Annotated in this window: 12 protein-coding genes; 3 read left to right on the forward strand and 9 right to left on the reverse strand. The window is 67.8% G+C overall.

The genetic code is table 11. The features are described from left to right. Nucleotides 1–80 precede the first annotated feature (80 nt). Nucleotides 81–1,010 (reverse strand): fatty acid desaturase, encoded by a 930-nt coding sequence (locus DFR52_RS17800; RefSeq protein ID WP_110033333.1) that lies wholly within the window; start codon nucleotides 1,008–1,010, stop codon nucleotides 81–83. Nucleotides 1,011–1,030: 20 nt separating this feature from the next. Then, complete coding sequence (locus tag DFR52_RS17805) at nucleotides 1,031–2,563, reverse strand: sensor histidine kinase (RefSeq protein ID WP_245415389.1); 1,533 nt, start codon at nucleotides 2,561–2,563, stop codon at nucleotides 1,031–1,033. A gap of 510 nt (nucleotides 2,564–3,073) precedes the next feature. Between DFR52_RS17805 and DFR52_RS17810 the strand changes: the two genes are divergently transcribed. Then, entirely contained in the window at nucleotides 3,074–5,578 is a 2,505-nt protein-coding gene (locus DFR52_RS17810; protein ID WP_110033335.1) for an ATP-dependent helicase, read from the forward strand. A gap of 496 nt (nucleotides 5,579–6,074) precedes the next feature. Here the strand turns inward: DFR52_RS17810 and DFR52_RS17815 are convergent, their stop codons facing one another. Beyond that, the gene (locus DFR52_RS17815) at nucleotides 6,075–6,488 is read right to left on the reverse strand and encodes an MAPEG family protein (protein WP_110033336.1); all 414 of its coding nucleotides are present in this window, start codon (nucleotides 6,486–6,488) and stop codon (nucleotides 6,075–6,077) included. A 179-nt stretch (nucleotides 6,489–6,667) separates the two neighbouring features. On the opposite strand from DFR52_RS17815, the gene DFR52_RS25015 reads away from it, so the two are divergent. Then, on the forward strand, nucleotides 6,668–7,285 hold the full coding sequence (locus DFR52_RS25015; protein WP_110033337.1) for a Kazal-type serine protease inhibitor domain-containing protein: 618 nt from the start codon (nucleotides 6,668–6,670) through the stop codon (nucleotides 7,283–7,285). Nucleotides 7,286–7,393: 108 nt separating this feature from the next. Here DFR52_RS25015 and DFR52_RS17825 read toward each other — a convergent pair whose 3' ends face one another. The 5 genes from DFR52_RS17825 to DFR52_RS17845 all read right to left on the reverse strand — a co-directional run bounded on the left by DFR52_RS17825 (nucleotide 7,394) and on the right by DFR52_RS17845 (nucleotide 10,915). Next, entirely contained in the window at nucleotides 7,394–8,416 is a 1,023-nt protein-coding gene (locus tag DFR52_RS17825) for a glycosyltransferase family 2 protein (RefSeq protein WP_110033338.1), read from the reverse strand. Between the two features lie 3 nt (nucleotides 8,417–8,419). Next, nucleotides 8,420–9,004 carry a polysaccharide biosynthesis C-terminal domain-containing protein gene (locus DFR52_RS17830; protein ID WP_110033339.1) on the reverse strand — a complete coding sequence of 195 codons (585 nt, stop codon included), beginning with the start codon at nucleotides 9,002–9,004 and terminating at the stop codon, nucleotides 8,420–8,422. Between the two features lie 90 nt (nucleotides 9,005–9,094). Next, nucleotides 9,095–9,718, reverse strand: a complete 624-nt coding sequence (locus tag DFR52_RS17835; protein WP_425351220.1) for a DUF922 domain-containing Zn-dependent protease — start codon at nucleotides 9,716–9,718, stop codon at nucleotides 9,095–9,097. Between the two features lie 232 nt (nucleotides 9,719–9,950). Further along, entirely contained in the window at nucleotides 9,951–10,235 is a 285-nt protein-coding gene (locus DFR52_RS17840; RefSeq protein ID WP_110033340.1) for a hypothetical protein, read from the reverse strand. 362 nt (nucleotides 10,236–10,597) lie between these two features. After that, nucleotides 10,598–10,915, reverse strand: coding sequence for a flagellar basal body protein (locus DFR52_RS17845; protein ID WP_110033341.1), 318 nt, complete (start codon nucleotides 10,913–10,915; stop codon nucleotides 10,598–10,600). Between the two features lie 286 nt (nucleotides 10,916–11,201). Here DFR52_RS17845 and DFR52_RS24620 point away from each other — a divergent pair, with 286 nt between their 5' ends. Continuing rightward, nucleotides 11,202–11,348 carry a hypothetical protein gene (locus tag DFR52_RS24620; RefSeq protein ID WP_170132301.1) on the forward strand — a complete coding sequence of 49 codons (147 nt, stop codon included), beginning with the start codon at nucleotides 11,202–11,204 and terminating at the stop codon, nucleotides 11,346–11,348. Between the two features lie 119 nt (nucleotides 11,349–11,467). Here DFR52_RS24620 and uvrB read toward each other — a convergent pair whose 3' ends face one another. Further along, the gene (gene uvrB / locus DFR52_RS17850) at nucleotides 11,468–14,800 is read right to left on the reverse strand and encodes an excinuclease ABC subunit UvrB (protein WP_110033447.1); all 3,333 of its coding nucleotides are present in this window, start codon (nucleotides 14,798–14,800) and stop codon (nucleotides 11,468–11,470) included. Nucleotides 14,801–14,842 lie beyond the last annotated feature (42 nt).

A 14,842-nucleotide genomic window follows, 5' to 3' on the forward strand; every position in this document is an offset into this window, starting at 1 on the left:
ATCGCTTTTTCCGCTTTGAACGAAAACAGGGCCATTTCACCGGACTTTCCGGCCGCATGCGCCGCGCCGCCACGACCGGCTCAGGGCGCCGGCGGCTCCGCCCGCGCGGGCGCGGCCGATCCGTTGAGATCCGGCGCGTAGCGGGCGTGGAAGGACGCGTAGCCCGCTTCCGTCACCGCCAGATGCGGGGCGATCAGCCGGTGCAGGTCGGGCAGCCTGTGGAACGGCACGGTCGGATAGCTGTGGTGCTCGGCGTGATAGGGCATGTTCCAGGCGAGCCGGCGCACCAGACGGTTGCTCAGCGTCGTGCGCGTGTTCTCGAGCATGTTGGCGACATAGGCGCAGCGGCCGTGCTCGGCCAGCAGATAGAGCCGGAGGAACGGCTGGCCCAGCAGCATTGGCAGAAGCCAGACGAAGACGAGCACCGGCGTGCCGAGCGCCAGCGACAGGGTGAGCAGCGCCATATAGACGCCGATCATGATCCGCGCCTCGTCGCGCACCGCGTCACGCCTTGCAGCGGGCACATAATCGTCAGTGCAGCGGCCGGCGGCGTTGCGCGCCAGCGCCCGAGCATGGCTGATCCACACCGGAATGCCCGAGACATAGGTGAGATACTGCGCCCAGCTCTCGGGTTTCGGCTCCGCCAGTTCCGGATCCTTGCCCGGTATCTGGGTGAAGCGGTGATGGGCGAAATGGAAGTAGCGGAACCAGCGCGGCGGCAGCCCGATCACCAGGCCGCTGCTCCAGGCAGCGAGCATGTTGAGCCACGGCGCGCGGAACGGCGTCTGGTGGCTGGCCTCGTGCAGCAGCGTGAACAGAAACACCAGCAGCACGCCCTGCAGCGGCAGCAGCAGCGGCCAGAACGGCACCCGCGCAGCGATCAGTCCACCGACCAGCAGGATGGCGCCCCAATGCAGCGCCAGCTGCGCGAGTCCGCGCCGGTCGGACTTCTCCGTCAGGTCGCGGCACTGCTCCGGCGACAGGCTGGCAAGAAACTGGCGGTGGTCCATGGTGTCTTCCCGGAATTGCGTCAGGAGAGCTGCACCTGCACCAGCGGCGCTCGGAACTCGGCACGCAGGCCGGCGGCATCATAGTCGAGGTCGACCCCGCCCGAGCCGACCAGACCGGTCTGGATCAGACGCGAGCCGAAGCCCCTGCGGGTGGGAGGGCCGATCGCCGGACCGCCCGATTCGCGCCAGTTGAGCACCAGCTCCACCCCGTCGCCGGCACCGGCCAGCCGCCAGCTCACCGCGACGCTGCCGGTGTCGTTGGAAAGCGAGCCATATTTGATTGCGTTGGTGGTCAGCTCGTGCAGCAGCAGAGCGACGGTCAGCGTCGCCCGGGCGCCGAGGATCACCTTGTCGCCGGCAAGCTCGAACCGGTCGATCCGCTCCAGCGACCCCAGTACCGCCTTGAGGATGTCGCCGATCGGCGCGGCCGTCCAGTCCTGGTGCAGCAATACGTCGTGGGCCTTCGACAGCGCGTGGATGCGCGATGTGAAGGCCTCCACCGGCACCTTGTCGGGGACCGACCGCAGCGTCTGGGTGGCGATCGCCTGCACCATGGCGAACATGTTCTTCATCCGGTGGCTGAGCTCGCCATTGACCAGTTCCTGCACTCGTTCGGTTTCACGACGCGCAAGCTCGATCTCCTTGCGGTCGGATATGTCGTTGAACAGGATGCCGACCTTGCGGCTTCCGCCGCTGGTGATGATGGGAAAGGCGTGCACTTCATACCATCGGTCCCCAAGCTCGCGCGCCGGGTTCTCGAAGCGGATGCTCTCTCCGGTGCGGGCCACCTTGCCGTACAGATCGAACCAGTGCTGCTCGTGGCCGGGATGCAGATCGCGCATCCATTTGCCGCGCGCGTCGTGCAGGCCGGTCTGCATCGCGAAGGCCGGATTGACCTCGTCGAAACGGTAGTCCACAGCCGCTCCATCCTCGAATTTCATCTCGATGATGCAGAAGCCTGCGTCGATGGCATCAAACAGCGACGTGTAGAGCGAGGCTGTGACCTTTTCCAGCGCCTCCGCGGACTGCTTGTCGAGCAGGATCGCATCGCGCTCCACCAGCGCGCGGCGCAGCTCGAGCTGCGACATCACCTGCCGCGCCAGCAGCCGCAGCATGGTCTGCTGCTGCCCGGTCAGTCCGCCCGGGCGGGGGACCTGGTCGATGACGCAGAGACTGCCGAGCGCCACCCCATCGTCGGTGACCAGCGGAGCTCCGGCGTAAAACCGGATGCGTGGTTCGCCGGCGACCAGCGGATTGGCGTTTGTGCGCGGGTCGAGGGCAAGATCCGGAATCACCAGCAGATCGGGGCTGGCCAGCGAATGGGCACAGACCGATCGGGTGAGATCGGTCTCGCTGCCGTCAAAGCCGGTGCGGGCCTTGAACCACTGCCGGTCGCCGTCGACCAGGCTGACCAGCGCCACCGGCGTGGCGCAGATATGGGCGGCAAGCTGCACGATGTCGTCAAAACCCGATTCCGGCAACGTGTCGAGCACCTGGTAGGATCGGAGAACGGCAAGCCGGCGGGGATCGAATACGATGTCTGGGACGTTCAACTGCGTGGACCTTGGCCTGCTGGGCTCTGGAAAGGGTAACAGGGGCCTGCAACTCTCCCTGCCCCGATCTGCGCCCCCTGCGGCGACGATCTCACGTGCCGGCGAATTCGGTTCTGGCTGGGAATTCAAGCCATATTTGCCCCCATATCGCCGGAACAGCCACATGAAATCAAGCTGAATCTTTGCCGCCGCGGATCGTGGAGAGGGTGGCGGAAGCGCTCGAAGTCTGGGGCCCGGGACCGTCCCCGCCGGTCGCGCCGCAGGAAACCCTCCGCTTTAACTCCCCGCGCGCGGCAGCGCCAGGACGCAGAAACGACTCCTCTCCCGCGTCGCGGCCGGTGGAAGGCGGACAGTCTTCGCCATTGCCCGTTTGCCCGGGCTGCCGGCGGCGCCCGGGCTGGCAGGAATGGCCCGCCGACGGGCCCCGGTCGATCGCCGCCGGCGGCGGTTCTGCCCGGAATGAACCGCGAACGCTGGTCTTTCGCCGCCGAATCACTACATTCACCGGCAATGAGCGATTCCAGCGACGACATCCCCTTCTTCGGCGACGACCTGCCCGCCGCCACGCCCGCCCGTCCGGCGCCCCGGTCGGCAGGCGGCGGCATCGCCGCGCGCGCTCTCGCCGCCAGCAATGCCGCCCGGCAGGCGAGCCAGCCGCAGGCTCAATATCTTTCAGGGCTCAACCCCGAGCAGTCCGACGCGGTGGAATCCATCGAGGGCCCCGTTCTGGTGCTCGCCGGCGCCGGCACCGGCAAGACGAGGGTGCTGACCACCCGCATCGCCCACATTCTCAACCTCGGCCTCGCCTTCCCCTCGCAGATCCTCGCCGTCACCTTCACCAACAAGGCGGCGCGCGAGATGAAGGAGCGCATCGGCGTTCTCGTCGGCAACACCGTCGAGGGCATGCCGTGGCTCGGCACCTTCCACTCCATCGGCGTCAAGCTCCTGCGCCGCCACGCCGAGCTCGCCGGTCTGCGCTCGGATTTCACCATTCTCGACACCGACGACGTGGTGCGGCTCGTCAAGCAGCTCATCCAGGCCGAGGGCATCGACGACAAGCGCTGGCCGGCGCGCCAGTTCGCGCAGATGATCGACGGTTGGAAGAACAAGGGCTATGCGCCCGCCGACATTCCCGAGGGCGATTCCCGCGGCTTTGCCAACGGCAAGGGCCGGGCGCTGTTTGCCGCCTACCAGGCGCGGCTGCAGACGCTCAACGCCTGCGATTTCGGCGACCTGCTCTGCCACCCGATCCGCATTTTTCGCGCCCATGCCGACGTGCTGAAGGAATACCAGCGAAAATTCCGCTTCATTCTGGTGGACGAGTATCAGGACACCAACTCGGCGCAATATATGTGGCTCAGGCTCTTGGCCCAGCGCCCGGCGCCCGAGCGCCCCAACATCTGCTGCGTCGGCGACGACGACCAGTCGATCTATGGCTGGCGCGGCGCCGATGTCGAGAACATCCTGCGCTTCGAGAAGGATTTTCCCGGCGCCAAGGTGATCAAGCTCGAGCGCAACTATCGCTCCACCGAACACATTCTCGGGGCGGCGGCGCATCTCATCGCCCACAATGAGGGCCGGCTCGGCAAGACGCTGTTCACCGAGCAGTCCGACCCCGAGCACGCGAAGGTTCAGGTCCATGCCGGCTGGGACTCCGAGGAGGAGGCCCGCGCCATCGGCGAGACCATCGAGCAGTTGCAGCGCCCCGACCGCAACGGCAAGCGCCACGATCTCAACGACATGGCGATCCTGGTGCGCGCGTCGTTCCAGATGCGCGAATTCGAAGAGCGTTTCGTCACGCTGGGGCTCAATTACCGTGTCATCGGCGGCCCGCGCTTCTACGAGCGCCAGGAAATCCGCGACGCCATGGCCTTCTTCCGCGTCGTCTCGCAGCCCGCCGACGACCTCGCCTTCGAGCGCATCGTCAATGTCCCCAAGCGCGGCCTCGGCGACGCCACCATCCGCCAGCTGCACGACCATGCCCGCGGTCGCGGCGTGCCGATGCTCGACGCCGCCCGCGATCTTGTCGCCACCGACGAGCTCAAGCCCAAGGCGCGCAAGTCGCTCACCGACGTGGTGGAGATGTTCACCCGCTGGCAGGCGATGATGGAAACCACGCCCGGCCACGAACTGGCCGAGACCATTCTCGATGAATCCGGCTACACCGAGATGTGGCAGAACGACCGCGCCGCCGACGCGCCGACGCGGCTCGAAAACCTCAAGGAACTGGTGCAGACCATCTCCACCTTCGAATCGCTGCGCGCCTTTCTCGAGCATGTCGCCCTGGTGATGGACACCGAGAACAATCCCGACCTCGACGCCGTCTCGATCATGACGCTGCACTCGGCCAAGGGACTGGAGTTCGAGACCGTGTTCCTGCCCGGCTGGGAGGAAGGCCTGTTCCCGCACCAGCGCGCGCTCGACGAGGGCGGCCGCTCCGGTCTCGAGGAGGAGCGGCGGCTCGCCTATGTCGGGCTGACCCGGGCCAAGAGGAACTGCCATATCTGGTTCGTCTCCAATCGCCGCATCCACGGCCTCTGGCAGTCCACCCTGCCCTCGCGCTTCCTCGACGAGCTCCCCGAGGCCCATATCGAGGTGGCGGAGGCGGACGGCTCCTATGGCGGCTACGGCGGCCGCGGCCAGTCCGGTGGGCCCTATGGCGCCTCGCGCTTCGACCGCGCCGAGCCGTTCTCCGGCAATTACGAGACCCCGGGCTGGAAGCGGGCCCAGGCCAACAAGTCCGACGCCACCCGCGACAACTGGGGCACCCGCTCCGGGCCTTCGGTGGAGCGCATCGCCTATGGCGAATCCGGCCCGCGCGGCCGCACCATCGACGGCGAGCTGGTCGCCCGCTCCGCCACCGACACGCCGTCGGCCTTCTCGCTCGGCGACCGCGTCTTCCACATGAAGTTCGGCAACGGCAACATCTCTGCCATCGACGGCAACAAGCTCACCATCGACTTCGACCGCGCAGGGCAAAAGCGCGTGCTGGACGGGTTTGTGTCGAGGGTGTGAGGCCGGGACACGACGCCAGTCTCCCCCCTTGCTCTAAGAGATTCACACATTTCGGAGATGCCGCGCGTGTTGACAGCGTGGGGCTGAGTGAAGATGTGGAGCAGATTGCATATCCCGCACCCTCCGCACCGTCACCCCGGCCCCCGAGCCGGGGTCCAGCCACCGCGCGTCCGCGCGGTGAGAGACTCCCTGCTTGCGGACGGTCTGAAAGAGTCTCCCGGCTCGCGGACGCGAGCCGCTGGATGCCGGGTCAAGCCCGACATGACGGAGGAGAGGGCGTTGTCGGACATCAGGCGTCGGCGTGCGGCGCGTCGGCGGCGCGGGAGACTCCGCGCGGGCAGCAGGAAACGAGTCGCCCGGCTCGCGGACGCTCGCCTGCTGGATGCCGGCTCGGGGCCGGCATGACGGCGGAGAGGGCGGCCGCAGCTTCCCCCGCCTCAACGATGTGTGAATGCCGTAGCCCGCAAGGGGCCGAAAGCGTTCAGCGCAAAGCCTTTTACACCAGCAGCCGTTCCACCGCATGCCACAGGAACCCCACGACGATCAGGATCTGCGCCAGCGCCGAGAGGCCGAAGCCGGCGCTGCGTTGCCAGCCCGGTGCATCGGCCTGGATGAAGTGCCAGGCATGCAGCACCCGGCCGATTGTAAACATCGCGCCGAGCACTTGCACCATGATGAGCGGCATGCCCATCAGGGCGCCGATCGTGAGCAGCACGAAGAACATCGGCATGTTTTCGACCGCGTTGGCATGGCCGCGCAGGATGCGCACGAGATGCGGCACGCCGCCGTCGCCGATCGAGACCTTGTAGCGGGCGCGCAGCTTTCCGGTCACGGTGGCGATCCAGAGCAGGATCAGCATGTTGAGGCTGGCATAAAGCCCGGTGGCGGCCAGTTGCGGTGAAAAGTCCATTCAAGTCTCCCTGGCGCCGGGCGCCGGTTGTCGATCGCCGGGCCTGCGCCCGCGCCGACATCCATGCCCATTTGCCCGTCCGGATGCAACAGCGGCGCGCGGCGGGCGCGGCTCCATCACTTCCGCTTGACCGCGCCGCTCCATGGTGGTTGTCTGACGGCAACGGCGGGAGACAGGTCATGACACAGTATTTCAACGGGTTTACGAGACTTCTCAGGCTTGCGGCGCTGGCCGGCATAGGCCTCATCGTCGCCTCCTGCGATGTCCAGGTCGACAATGGACCGCCGCCGGGACGCGGCACCATCTGCCCGCGCATCTACGATCCGGTCTGCGCCGACCAGTACGGCCGCGAGCGCACCTTCCCCAATTCCTGCGAGGCCCGCGCCTCCGGCGCAAGGGTGATGCATGGCGGCCAGTGCCGCCCCGACCGCCCGGGCCGGCCCGACAGGCCCGGGCGCCCCGACCGCCCCGGCCCGCAGATGTGCGCCCAGATCTACCAGCCGGTGTGCGCCCGCCAGGGCCGCAGCGAACAGACCTTCCCGAATGCCTGCGAGGCCGATCGCGCCGGCTGGAACGTGGTGTCGGGCGGCGAATGCCGCCGCGGTCCGGATCGGCCCGGCCGGCCCGACCGCCCTGGCCGTCCCGGCCGGCCCGGCCAGTCCGACGCCATCTGCCCGCAGATCTACGCCCCGGTCTGCGGCGAGCAGAACGGCCGCCACCGCATCTTCTCCAACGACTGCCTGGCGCAGGCCGAAGGCTGGGCCGTGGTCTCCGACCGGATGTGCCGCCGCAACTGACGGGAGTCGGATGTCGGCGGATGTCGGGACAGTTTACTTTTGGCACGGTGCCCGATCTCATGGGCGGTGGCGAAAGTAAACTGTCCCCAATGCGCGTCGAGCCGGTTGTCAGCGCGGACGGCGAAGCGCCCTGAGCGGCGCCGTCAGCCGCCAGCTGGTTGATGCGCGCAGGGCCTGAACCTCGGCCAGCGCCGCATCCCGCTCGGTCAGAGCCGCGTCCCGTGCCGATAGGGCGGCGGCGAGATCGGCGCGGAGTGCGGCCGGATCAACGGCTCCCTGCTGCAGATGGGTCCAGGCCAGATGGTCGGCGACATCGTCGGCGGCGCGGCGGATGCTGCGGCTCCAGCCGGTCGGGTCGGCGCATAGCCGCGCCGCATAGGCTTCCTGTTCGGTACTGCCGTCCGGAATGGCGGCCTTCAGCTCGGCAGGCCACCAGGACACGGTGTCGGCGATGCCGAGCCAGGCGGCGAGCTGCGGCATGCCGGAATGGCGCGAGCGTTTCCACAGCGCGCTGAAATGCAGCGCCGTCATCACCGGGCAGCAGACCACCGGCCGGTCCGGGTTCTCCCGGATGATGCGCTGCCACAGCCGCCAGTCGCCGGCCGCCGCCACGTCCTCGGGCCATGCGTCGCGCCGCTCGAGGCAGTCGGCGCGATAGGCAAAGCAGCTGGCGGGAATCGTGTTGTGCGACTCCATGAACACCCGGTGCTGGTCGGCGATTTCAAGATTGGCCGGAAACGGCGCCGCGATGCCGTCGGTCGACACCCACAGCGCCTGGGTGTGGGCCAGCGCCGCCCCGCCCTCAAGCGCCGCGGCGAGGATGGCGAGATGGTCGGGAAGCCAGAGATCGTCGTCGGCGGCAAAGGCGATGAAGCGGCCGCGCGACTGGCGCAGCATGGCGTTGCGGTTGGCATAGCCGAAATCCGGCGCCTTGGGCAGGCCGAGATAGCGGATGCGCGGGTCACCGAACCCGGCCACCAGTTCGGCGGTGCCCGCCGCCGCGCCGTCGCCCACCACCAGCAGTTCGAAATCCGCCTCGTCCTGTGCCAGCACCGAGGCGATCGAATGGCCGATGACATCAACGCGGCTGTGCGTCGGCATCAGCACGCTGAACAGCGGCTTGCGGGTCACCTGCTACCAGCCCTTCGCCGCGCCGAAATCATATGGGATCAAGTCGGTGTCGATCGGCAGCCGGTACTTGTCGGGGGCGCTGTGATCATAGGGGATGGTCGGGAAATTGATCACCACCGCCTCGACGGTGCCGATGTTGTGATCGGCGTGCCAGATATTGCGCGGGATGTTGATGAGCCGCGGCCTGTGGCCCGACAGATAGACCTTGCAGATCTTGCCGCAGGTCGAGGAGTCCGGACGCGGATCGTACAGCACCAGCTCGATCTCGCCGGATATGACGAAATAGCGGTCCTCGTGCAGCTTGTGCAGGCCCCATCCCTTCACCATGCCCGGGCGGATGGTGAACATGTAGGAAAACACCATCGGCTCGGTGCTCCACGGCCAGCGCGGGTCGTAGAGTTCGGTGACGCTGCCGCGGTCGTCATCGTGGCGCACCGAATCGAAAAAGCTCATGCCGTCGAGCAGCGGCGCGATGGATTTGCGTCCGGCGTCGACGGTGCGCTGGTCCTGCACCGCGCCGGCAAGCGTCCGCTCCAGGATCGTCGACCGGTCGGATGCCGGAATGGGTTCATGGTCCGGCGTCTGCATCGGTGAGCTCCACATCCAAAGGGTTCGAGGAAACCGCCAGCATTCCGCATTTGCCGGCCGCGCGCAAGCTGTTTGACCGGTACGGCGCGCTCACTGCCCGCTGATCAGCTCGAGGATCAACTGCTGGATATTGCCGCCGCCGCCCATCTCGATGCGGTCGAAATCGCGGCCGCGCTGCCGCTGCCGGTCCGACAGCCGCTTCAGATGCGCCTGCAGCACGACGCGGACCTGTTCGCATTTCGGGTCGACGGCGACAGAGAGCCCCTGGCTCACCGCCTCGATCTCGCGCACCATCTCGATGATGTGTGCGCCATGCACGCGCTCGTGGGCGGCGATGCCCTCGACGAAGGCATCCCAGCGCGCCTTCACCGTCGGCGGCAGCTTGCCGGCCCGGGGCAGAGTGTAGGTGATGGTGAGCTTCGGCACCGCACTGGCGAGCACGCAGGCCTTGCCCCGCTTCTGGTAGTCGCGCGTCCAGGTCAGCTTGAAGGTGGTATGGGCGATGGTGCGGCGGTCGCCGCCGATCACCGGGCCGTTCTCGCCGATCGAGGCATAGAGCGCGGCGCCGCTCGTGCCGCTGACGGCATAGGGGACCACCTTCTCGACCGGTTCCCAGGCGCGCGCCGGCGCGGCGGCAAGGCCGGCGAGCGCGGCTGCCAGCATCAGGGCAAGGCGGAAGATCGGGCGGGGCATGAGATTGACGCAAGCGGGCATGAGGGTCTCCGGATCAGGCCTGGACCCTAGATCGCTTTTGCCTGGCGGGAAATCTCAAAAGCGCACGGAATTGCCGGTCTGTCGTCAAGGCGGATGCCCTGCGCCGGCACACCGGAAACGCTCGCGGAAATCGCTTTATCAACCGGGTTGTTGCGGCGGTCGCGACCGGAGTGGTTGATCGCCGGCGGCAGCGGCCGGTCCGGGGACGGGCTTGAACCCGGTGCCGCGCCGCTCAGCCCCGCCGCCGCTCAGCCTCCAGCGTGACCGCCAGCATGTCCCAGAAATCGGCGCCGCTGTCGAGCACGCCGGGCTTGCCGGCGAAGGCAAGCTGGGTCCGGCCGGCGGCGATGAGCTCGGCATTGAGCGCCGGCACGCTGTCGCGCGGCCACTCGATGCGGGCGGAGCGGTCGGCCGCCGCCGACGGATGGCGAACCGAGGCGGGAGTTGTCGTCACCGAGGGGGCCGGGACCCGGCGGGACGGCGCGGGCGAAACGGGCGGGGCGGCGGTGATCAGCATGGAGGCGGTCCGGTGTCGGGGTCTGGCGCTGTCTAGCATCGGCGCGTGAGAACCGGATGAACACGCTGTCGTGGAATTGACTCAAATTGCCGCCATCGCCGACCAGTTCCACCCTCGGCCGCCCGATCAGCGCCGCGGCACGATGCCATTCTCCCCACCTGTGGTGGAGATGTCGGCGAAGCCGACAGAGGGGGGCAATGTCTCCATGCATGCGAACCGATCGAAGGGCGTGGCAGCCTGCCGCCCTCTGTCCCGGCAAGCCGGGACATCTCCCCCGCAAGGGGGGAGAGTGGGTTCAGCGCGAGCCGGAAGACCCGTTGCCGCCATTCCGAAGCAGAGCGTCGCGCGCCGGGCGGCAGGCGTCAGTCGCGGGAATCGTCGCGGTTGAGCGACATCAGCACGTCCCACATGTCGGCGCCTGCCTGGTAGGCGAAGGCGTTGGCCTCGAAGCCGATCTCGGCCTGTCGCATGTCGAGGATCTCGGTGCCGAGATCGACGCCGCCATCGGCCTCCTTGACCCGCGCCGAGACGCCGCCGCCGGGCATCGCCGCGGTCGAGGTCTCGAGCCGGCGGTAGCCGGGAGTCTCGGCATTGGCAATGTTGTTCGCCGTCGCCTGCGCACGGGTGCCGTAGGCCTGCATGCCCGAGAGCGAGGTGTTCATGGCGACGGTGAGACTCATGGCGGAGGTCCGATTGATGTCACCGGAGCCTAGCGGACGCGGGTTAGGGCCGGGTTAAGCGGATCGGCGGGATTTGAGGGATCGGTCTCGCCCTCCACCGGCTTTGCCGACATCAAGAGCAGGAGAGCAGACCCGAGCCGCGGACTTCCGCCCTCCCTTGCGAACCACGCCAGCCCGCTTCCCGCAACGTGCCCGATATGCGGAAGTCCTTTCATCAACTCAGCATTGCAATGTCGTCCCGTAGATGAAACGGTGCGTCAGCTCATACCGAGCGGGAGGTTTTGAGATGAAACGATGTGCGGCCTTGCTGGCGATCCTGTCGCTGATGTCCACAGGTTACGCCTCCGCCCATGGCGGCGGCTGCCGCAAGAGTTCGCCGCCCGGACAATGCTGCCACATGGAGAAAAAGACCGGCCAGGTGCACTTCCACTGACGGATCGGGGGCGTGCCGCAGGGGTGGGGTGATGTCCGGCTTCGAATTCGCGTCCGGCCCCCCTCCGTCGGCTGCGCCGCCACCTCCCCCGAATGCGGGGGAGGAAAAGCGGCATCCCCCTACCGTCCCGGACGTCCCGTTTTGCCCGGCCGCCGTTTCTGGCGGGCGGCGTCGGCGGGGTCCTCGTAGGAGCCGGCGCCGATGCGGCCGCGGGTGCGGATGCCGTCGTCGGTGGCAAGACCGGTTTTGCGCGGCACGGAGTCGGGGGCCGGCTTACCCCCCTCTGTCGCCTGCGGCGACATCTCCCCCACAGGGGGGGAGAGTGGGCTCGCGGCTCCGGCTTTCGGCTTGACCGGCAACGGACCCGTCGCCAGCGGCTTTTCGGTGCGGCCGACGGTCATTTCGTCAAGGTCGTTCTTGCGGAAATAGGACGACTCGCGGTTGCGCATGATGTCCGGGTTCGGCTCCTTGCTGGGGCCGCGCATCGGGCGTTCGGCACGTGCGGGTTTTCCCTCCCCTTCCAGGGGAGGGTGGCCCGAAGGGTCGGGTGGGGTCTGCCCATCCGTCGGCCCCCCCTCCGTCGCCGTTGGCGACACCTCCCCCCGTTGGGGGGAGGAAAGGGCTTCGCGTTTGCCGCCCCGCACCGGCTTGCCCGTCGCCGCGGCCTTCCGCGACGCCTGCGTGTTGTCGATGCCGGTGTTGCGCGCGATCGGGTCGTCCATCAGCTCCAGCTCGACGGCCTTGAGCCGCTTGATCTCGTCGCGCAGCCGCGCCGCGGTCTCGAAGTCGAGGTCGGCTGCGGCGTCGCGCATCTGCTTTTCGAGCGCCTCGAGATGCGCCTTGAGATTGGCGCCGACCATCGCCCCCTCGCCGCCGGCCGGGCCGCGGCCGCCGGGCAGGCTGATGGAGGCGCGGACATGGTCGCGCTCGTAGACCGAATCCAGAATGTCGTTGATGCGGGACTTGACCGAGGCCGGGGTGATGCCGTGGGCGGTGTTGTACTCCTCCTGCTTGGCGCGGCGGCGCTTGGTCTCCTCCATGGCGCGTTCCATCGAGCCGGTGATCTTGTCGGCGTAGAGGATGACCTTGCCGTCGACATTGCGCGCCGCCCGGCCGATGGTCTGGATCAGCGAGGTCTCGGAGCGCAGAAAACCCTCCTTGTCGGCATCGAGGATGGCGACCAGCGCGCATTCCGGGATGTCGAGCCCCTCGCGCAGCAGGTTGATGCCGACCAGCACGTCGAAGGCGCCGAGCCGCAGGTCGCGGATGATCTCGATGCGCTCCAGCGTGTCGATGTCGGAATGCATGTAGCGCACCCGCACCCCCTGCTCGTGCAGGTATTCGGTCAGGTCCTCGGCCATGCGCTTGGTCAGGACCGTGCACAGCACCCGGTAGCCGGCCTGGGCGGTGGCGCGGATCTCGCCCAGCACGTCATCGACCTGGCTCTTCGCCGGCCGCACCTCGACCGGCGGGTCGATCAGCCCGGTGGGGCGGATGACCTGCTCGGCAAACACGCCGCCGGCCTGCTCCATCTCCCAGTTCGACGGCGTCGCCGAGACGGCGACGGTGGCGGGCCGCATCGCGTCCCATTCCTCGAAGCGGAGCGGCCGGTTGTCGAGGCAGGAGGGCAGCCGGAAGCCGTATTCGGCCAGCGTCGCCTTGCGGCGAAAGTCGCCGCGATACATGCCGCCGATCTGCGGGATGGTGACGTGGCTCTCGTCGATGAACAAAAGCGCGTTGTCGGGGATGTATTCGAACAGGGTCGGCGGCGGTTCTCCCGGAGCCCGCCCGGTCAGGTAACGGGAGTAGTTTTCGATGCCCTGGCAGACGCCGGTGGCCTCGAGCATCTCGAGATCGAAGCGGGTGCGCTGCTCGAGCCGCTGCGCCTCCAGCACCCGGCCGGCCTTTTCCAGCTCGGCGAGACGGGCCTTTAGCTCCTCGCGGATCGACTTCGCCGCCTGATTGAGCGTCGGCCGCGGCGTCACATAGTGCGAGTTGGCGTAGATCTTGACGGACTTGAGATCGCCGGTCTTCTGCCCGGTGAGCGGGTCGAACTCGGTGATGGCGTCGATCTCGTCGCCGAACATCGAGATCCGCCAGGCAGCATCTTCCAGGTGGGCCGGGAACAGCTCGATCGTGTCGCCGCGCACCCGGAACGAGCCGCGCTGGAAATCCATGTCGCGGCGCTTGTACTGCTGCGCCACCAGGTCGGCCAGGAGCTGGCGCTGGTCGATGCGGTCGCCGACCGTCATCTGGAAGGTCATGGCGGTGTAGGTTTCCACCGAGCCGATGCCGTAGATGCACGAGACCGAGGCGACGATGATGCAGTCGTCGCGCTCCATCAGCGCCCGCGTGGCGGCGTGGCGCATGCGGTCGATCTGCTCGTTGATGGTGGATTCCTTCTCGATGAAGGTGTCCGAGCGCGGCACATAGGCTTCCGGCTGGTAGTAGTCGTAGTAGGAGACGAAATACTCAACCGCGTTGTCGGGGAAGAAGTTCTTGAACTCGGAATAGAGCTGGGCGGCGAGCGTCTTGTTCGGCGCCAGGATCAGCGCCGGGCGCTGCGTTTCCTCGATCACCTTGGCCATGGTGAAGGTCTTGCCCGAGCCGGTGACGCCGAGCAGCACCTGGCTGCGCTCGCCCTCATTGGCGCCGGCCACCAGATCGGCGATCGCGGTGGGCTGGTCGCCGGCGGGCGCATAGTCGGTGATCATCTTGAAGGGCACGCCGCCCTCGGATTTCTCCGGGCGCGCTGGCCGGTGCGGCGTCCACAACTTGCCGTTCTTGAACAGCGGATTGCCGGATTCGATCAGATCGGCCAGCGCCTGCACGGTGGCCGTGTTGGCCGACGTTGCGCCGGAGTGCTCGGCCTCCTCCATCGACATGTCGAGCCCGGACACGGCGTTGAGGCCTGCGGCGGCGCGTTCGCGCGGATTGTTCGACCCGCCGATCGAGGTGCCGCGCGCGGTCTTCTTGGCCCCGCCCTTGAGCTTCTCGGCTTCGGCCTCGGCACCGGTGGGGGCCCGTTTCTTCGCCCCGCCGGTCAATTTTCCAGTTTCGGCGTCCGAACCGGCCGACCTCCGGGCCACGGGCTTCGGCGGCGTAGCCGCAGCCTCGTCGACGCTGATCTTGCCCGCCTTCAAGCGGTGCTTTCCGGCAGTCTCCGTCCCGCCTTTAAGCTCCTCGCTCTGCTCGTCGCTGGCAGGCCCCTTGGCCGCCTTCAAGCGGTGCTTTCCGGCGGCCGAGCGGATCGCGCGGTTTTCCGCCTGCCGCCGCGCCTTGGCGGCGTCGTGCTCGGCCTCGCGCGCCAGGTCGGCGGCCCAGTCGGCGATCGAGCCGCCGGCGGGCACACCGGAAAGCGGACGCTGAGGCGCCTCGGCGAAGCCGTCATACTCGTCATTGATGCCCCGGTCGGAGACGGGGCGGGCGGGTTTGGAAGGGGATCTGGCCATGCCCGCAATATGGGCAGAGTCCGCGGCAATGGAAAGAGGCAG

Source organism: Hoeflea marina (assembly GCF_003182275.1).
Taxonomy (GTDB): Bacteria; Pseudomonadota; Alphaproteobacteria; order Rhizobiales; family Rhizobiaceae; genus Hoeflea; species Hoeflea marina.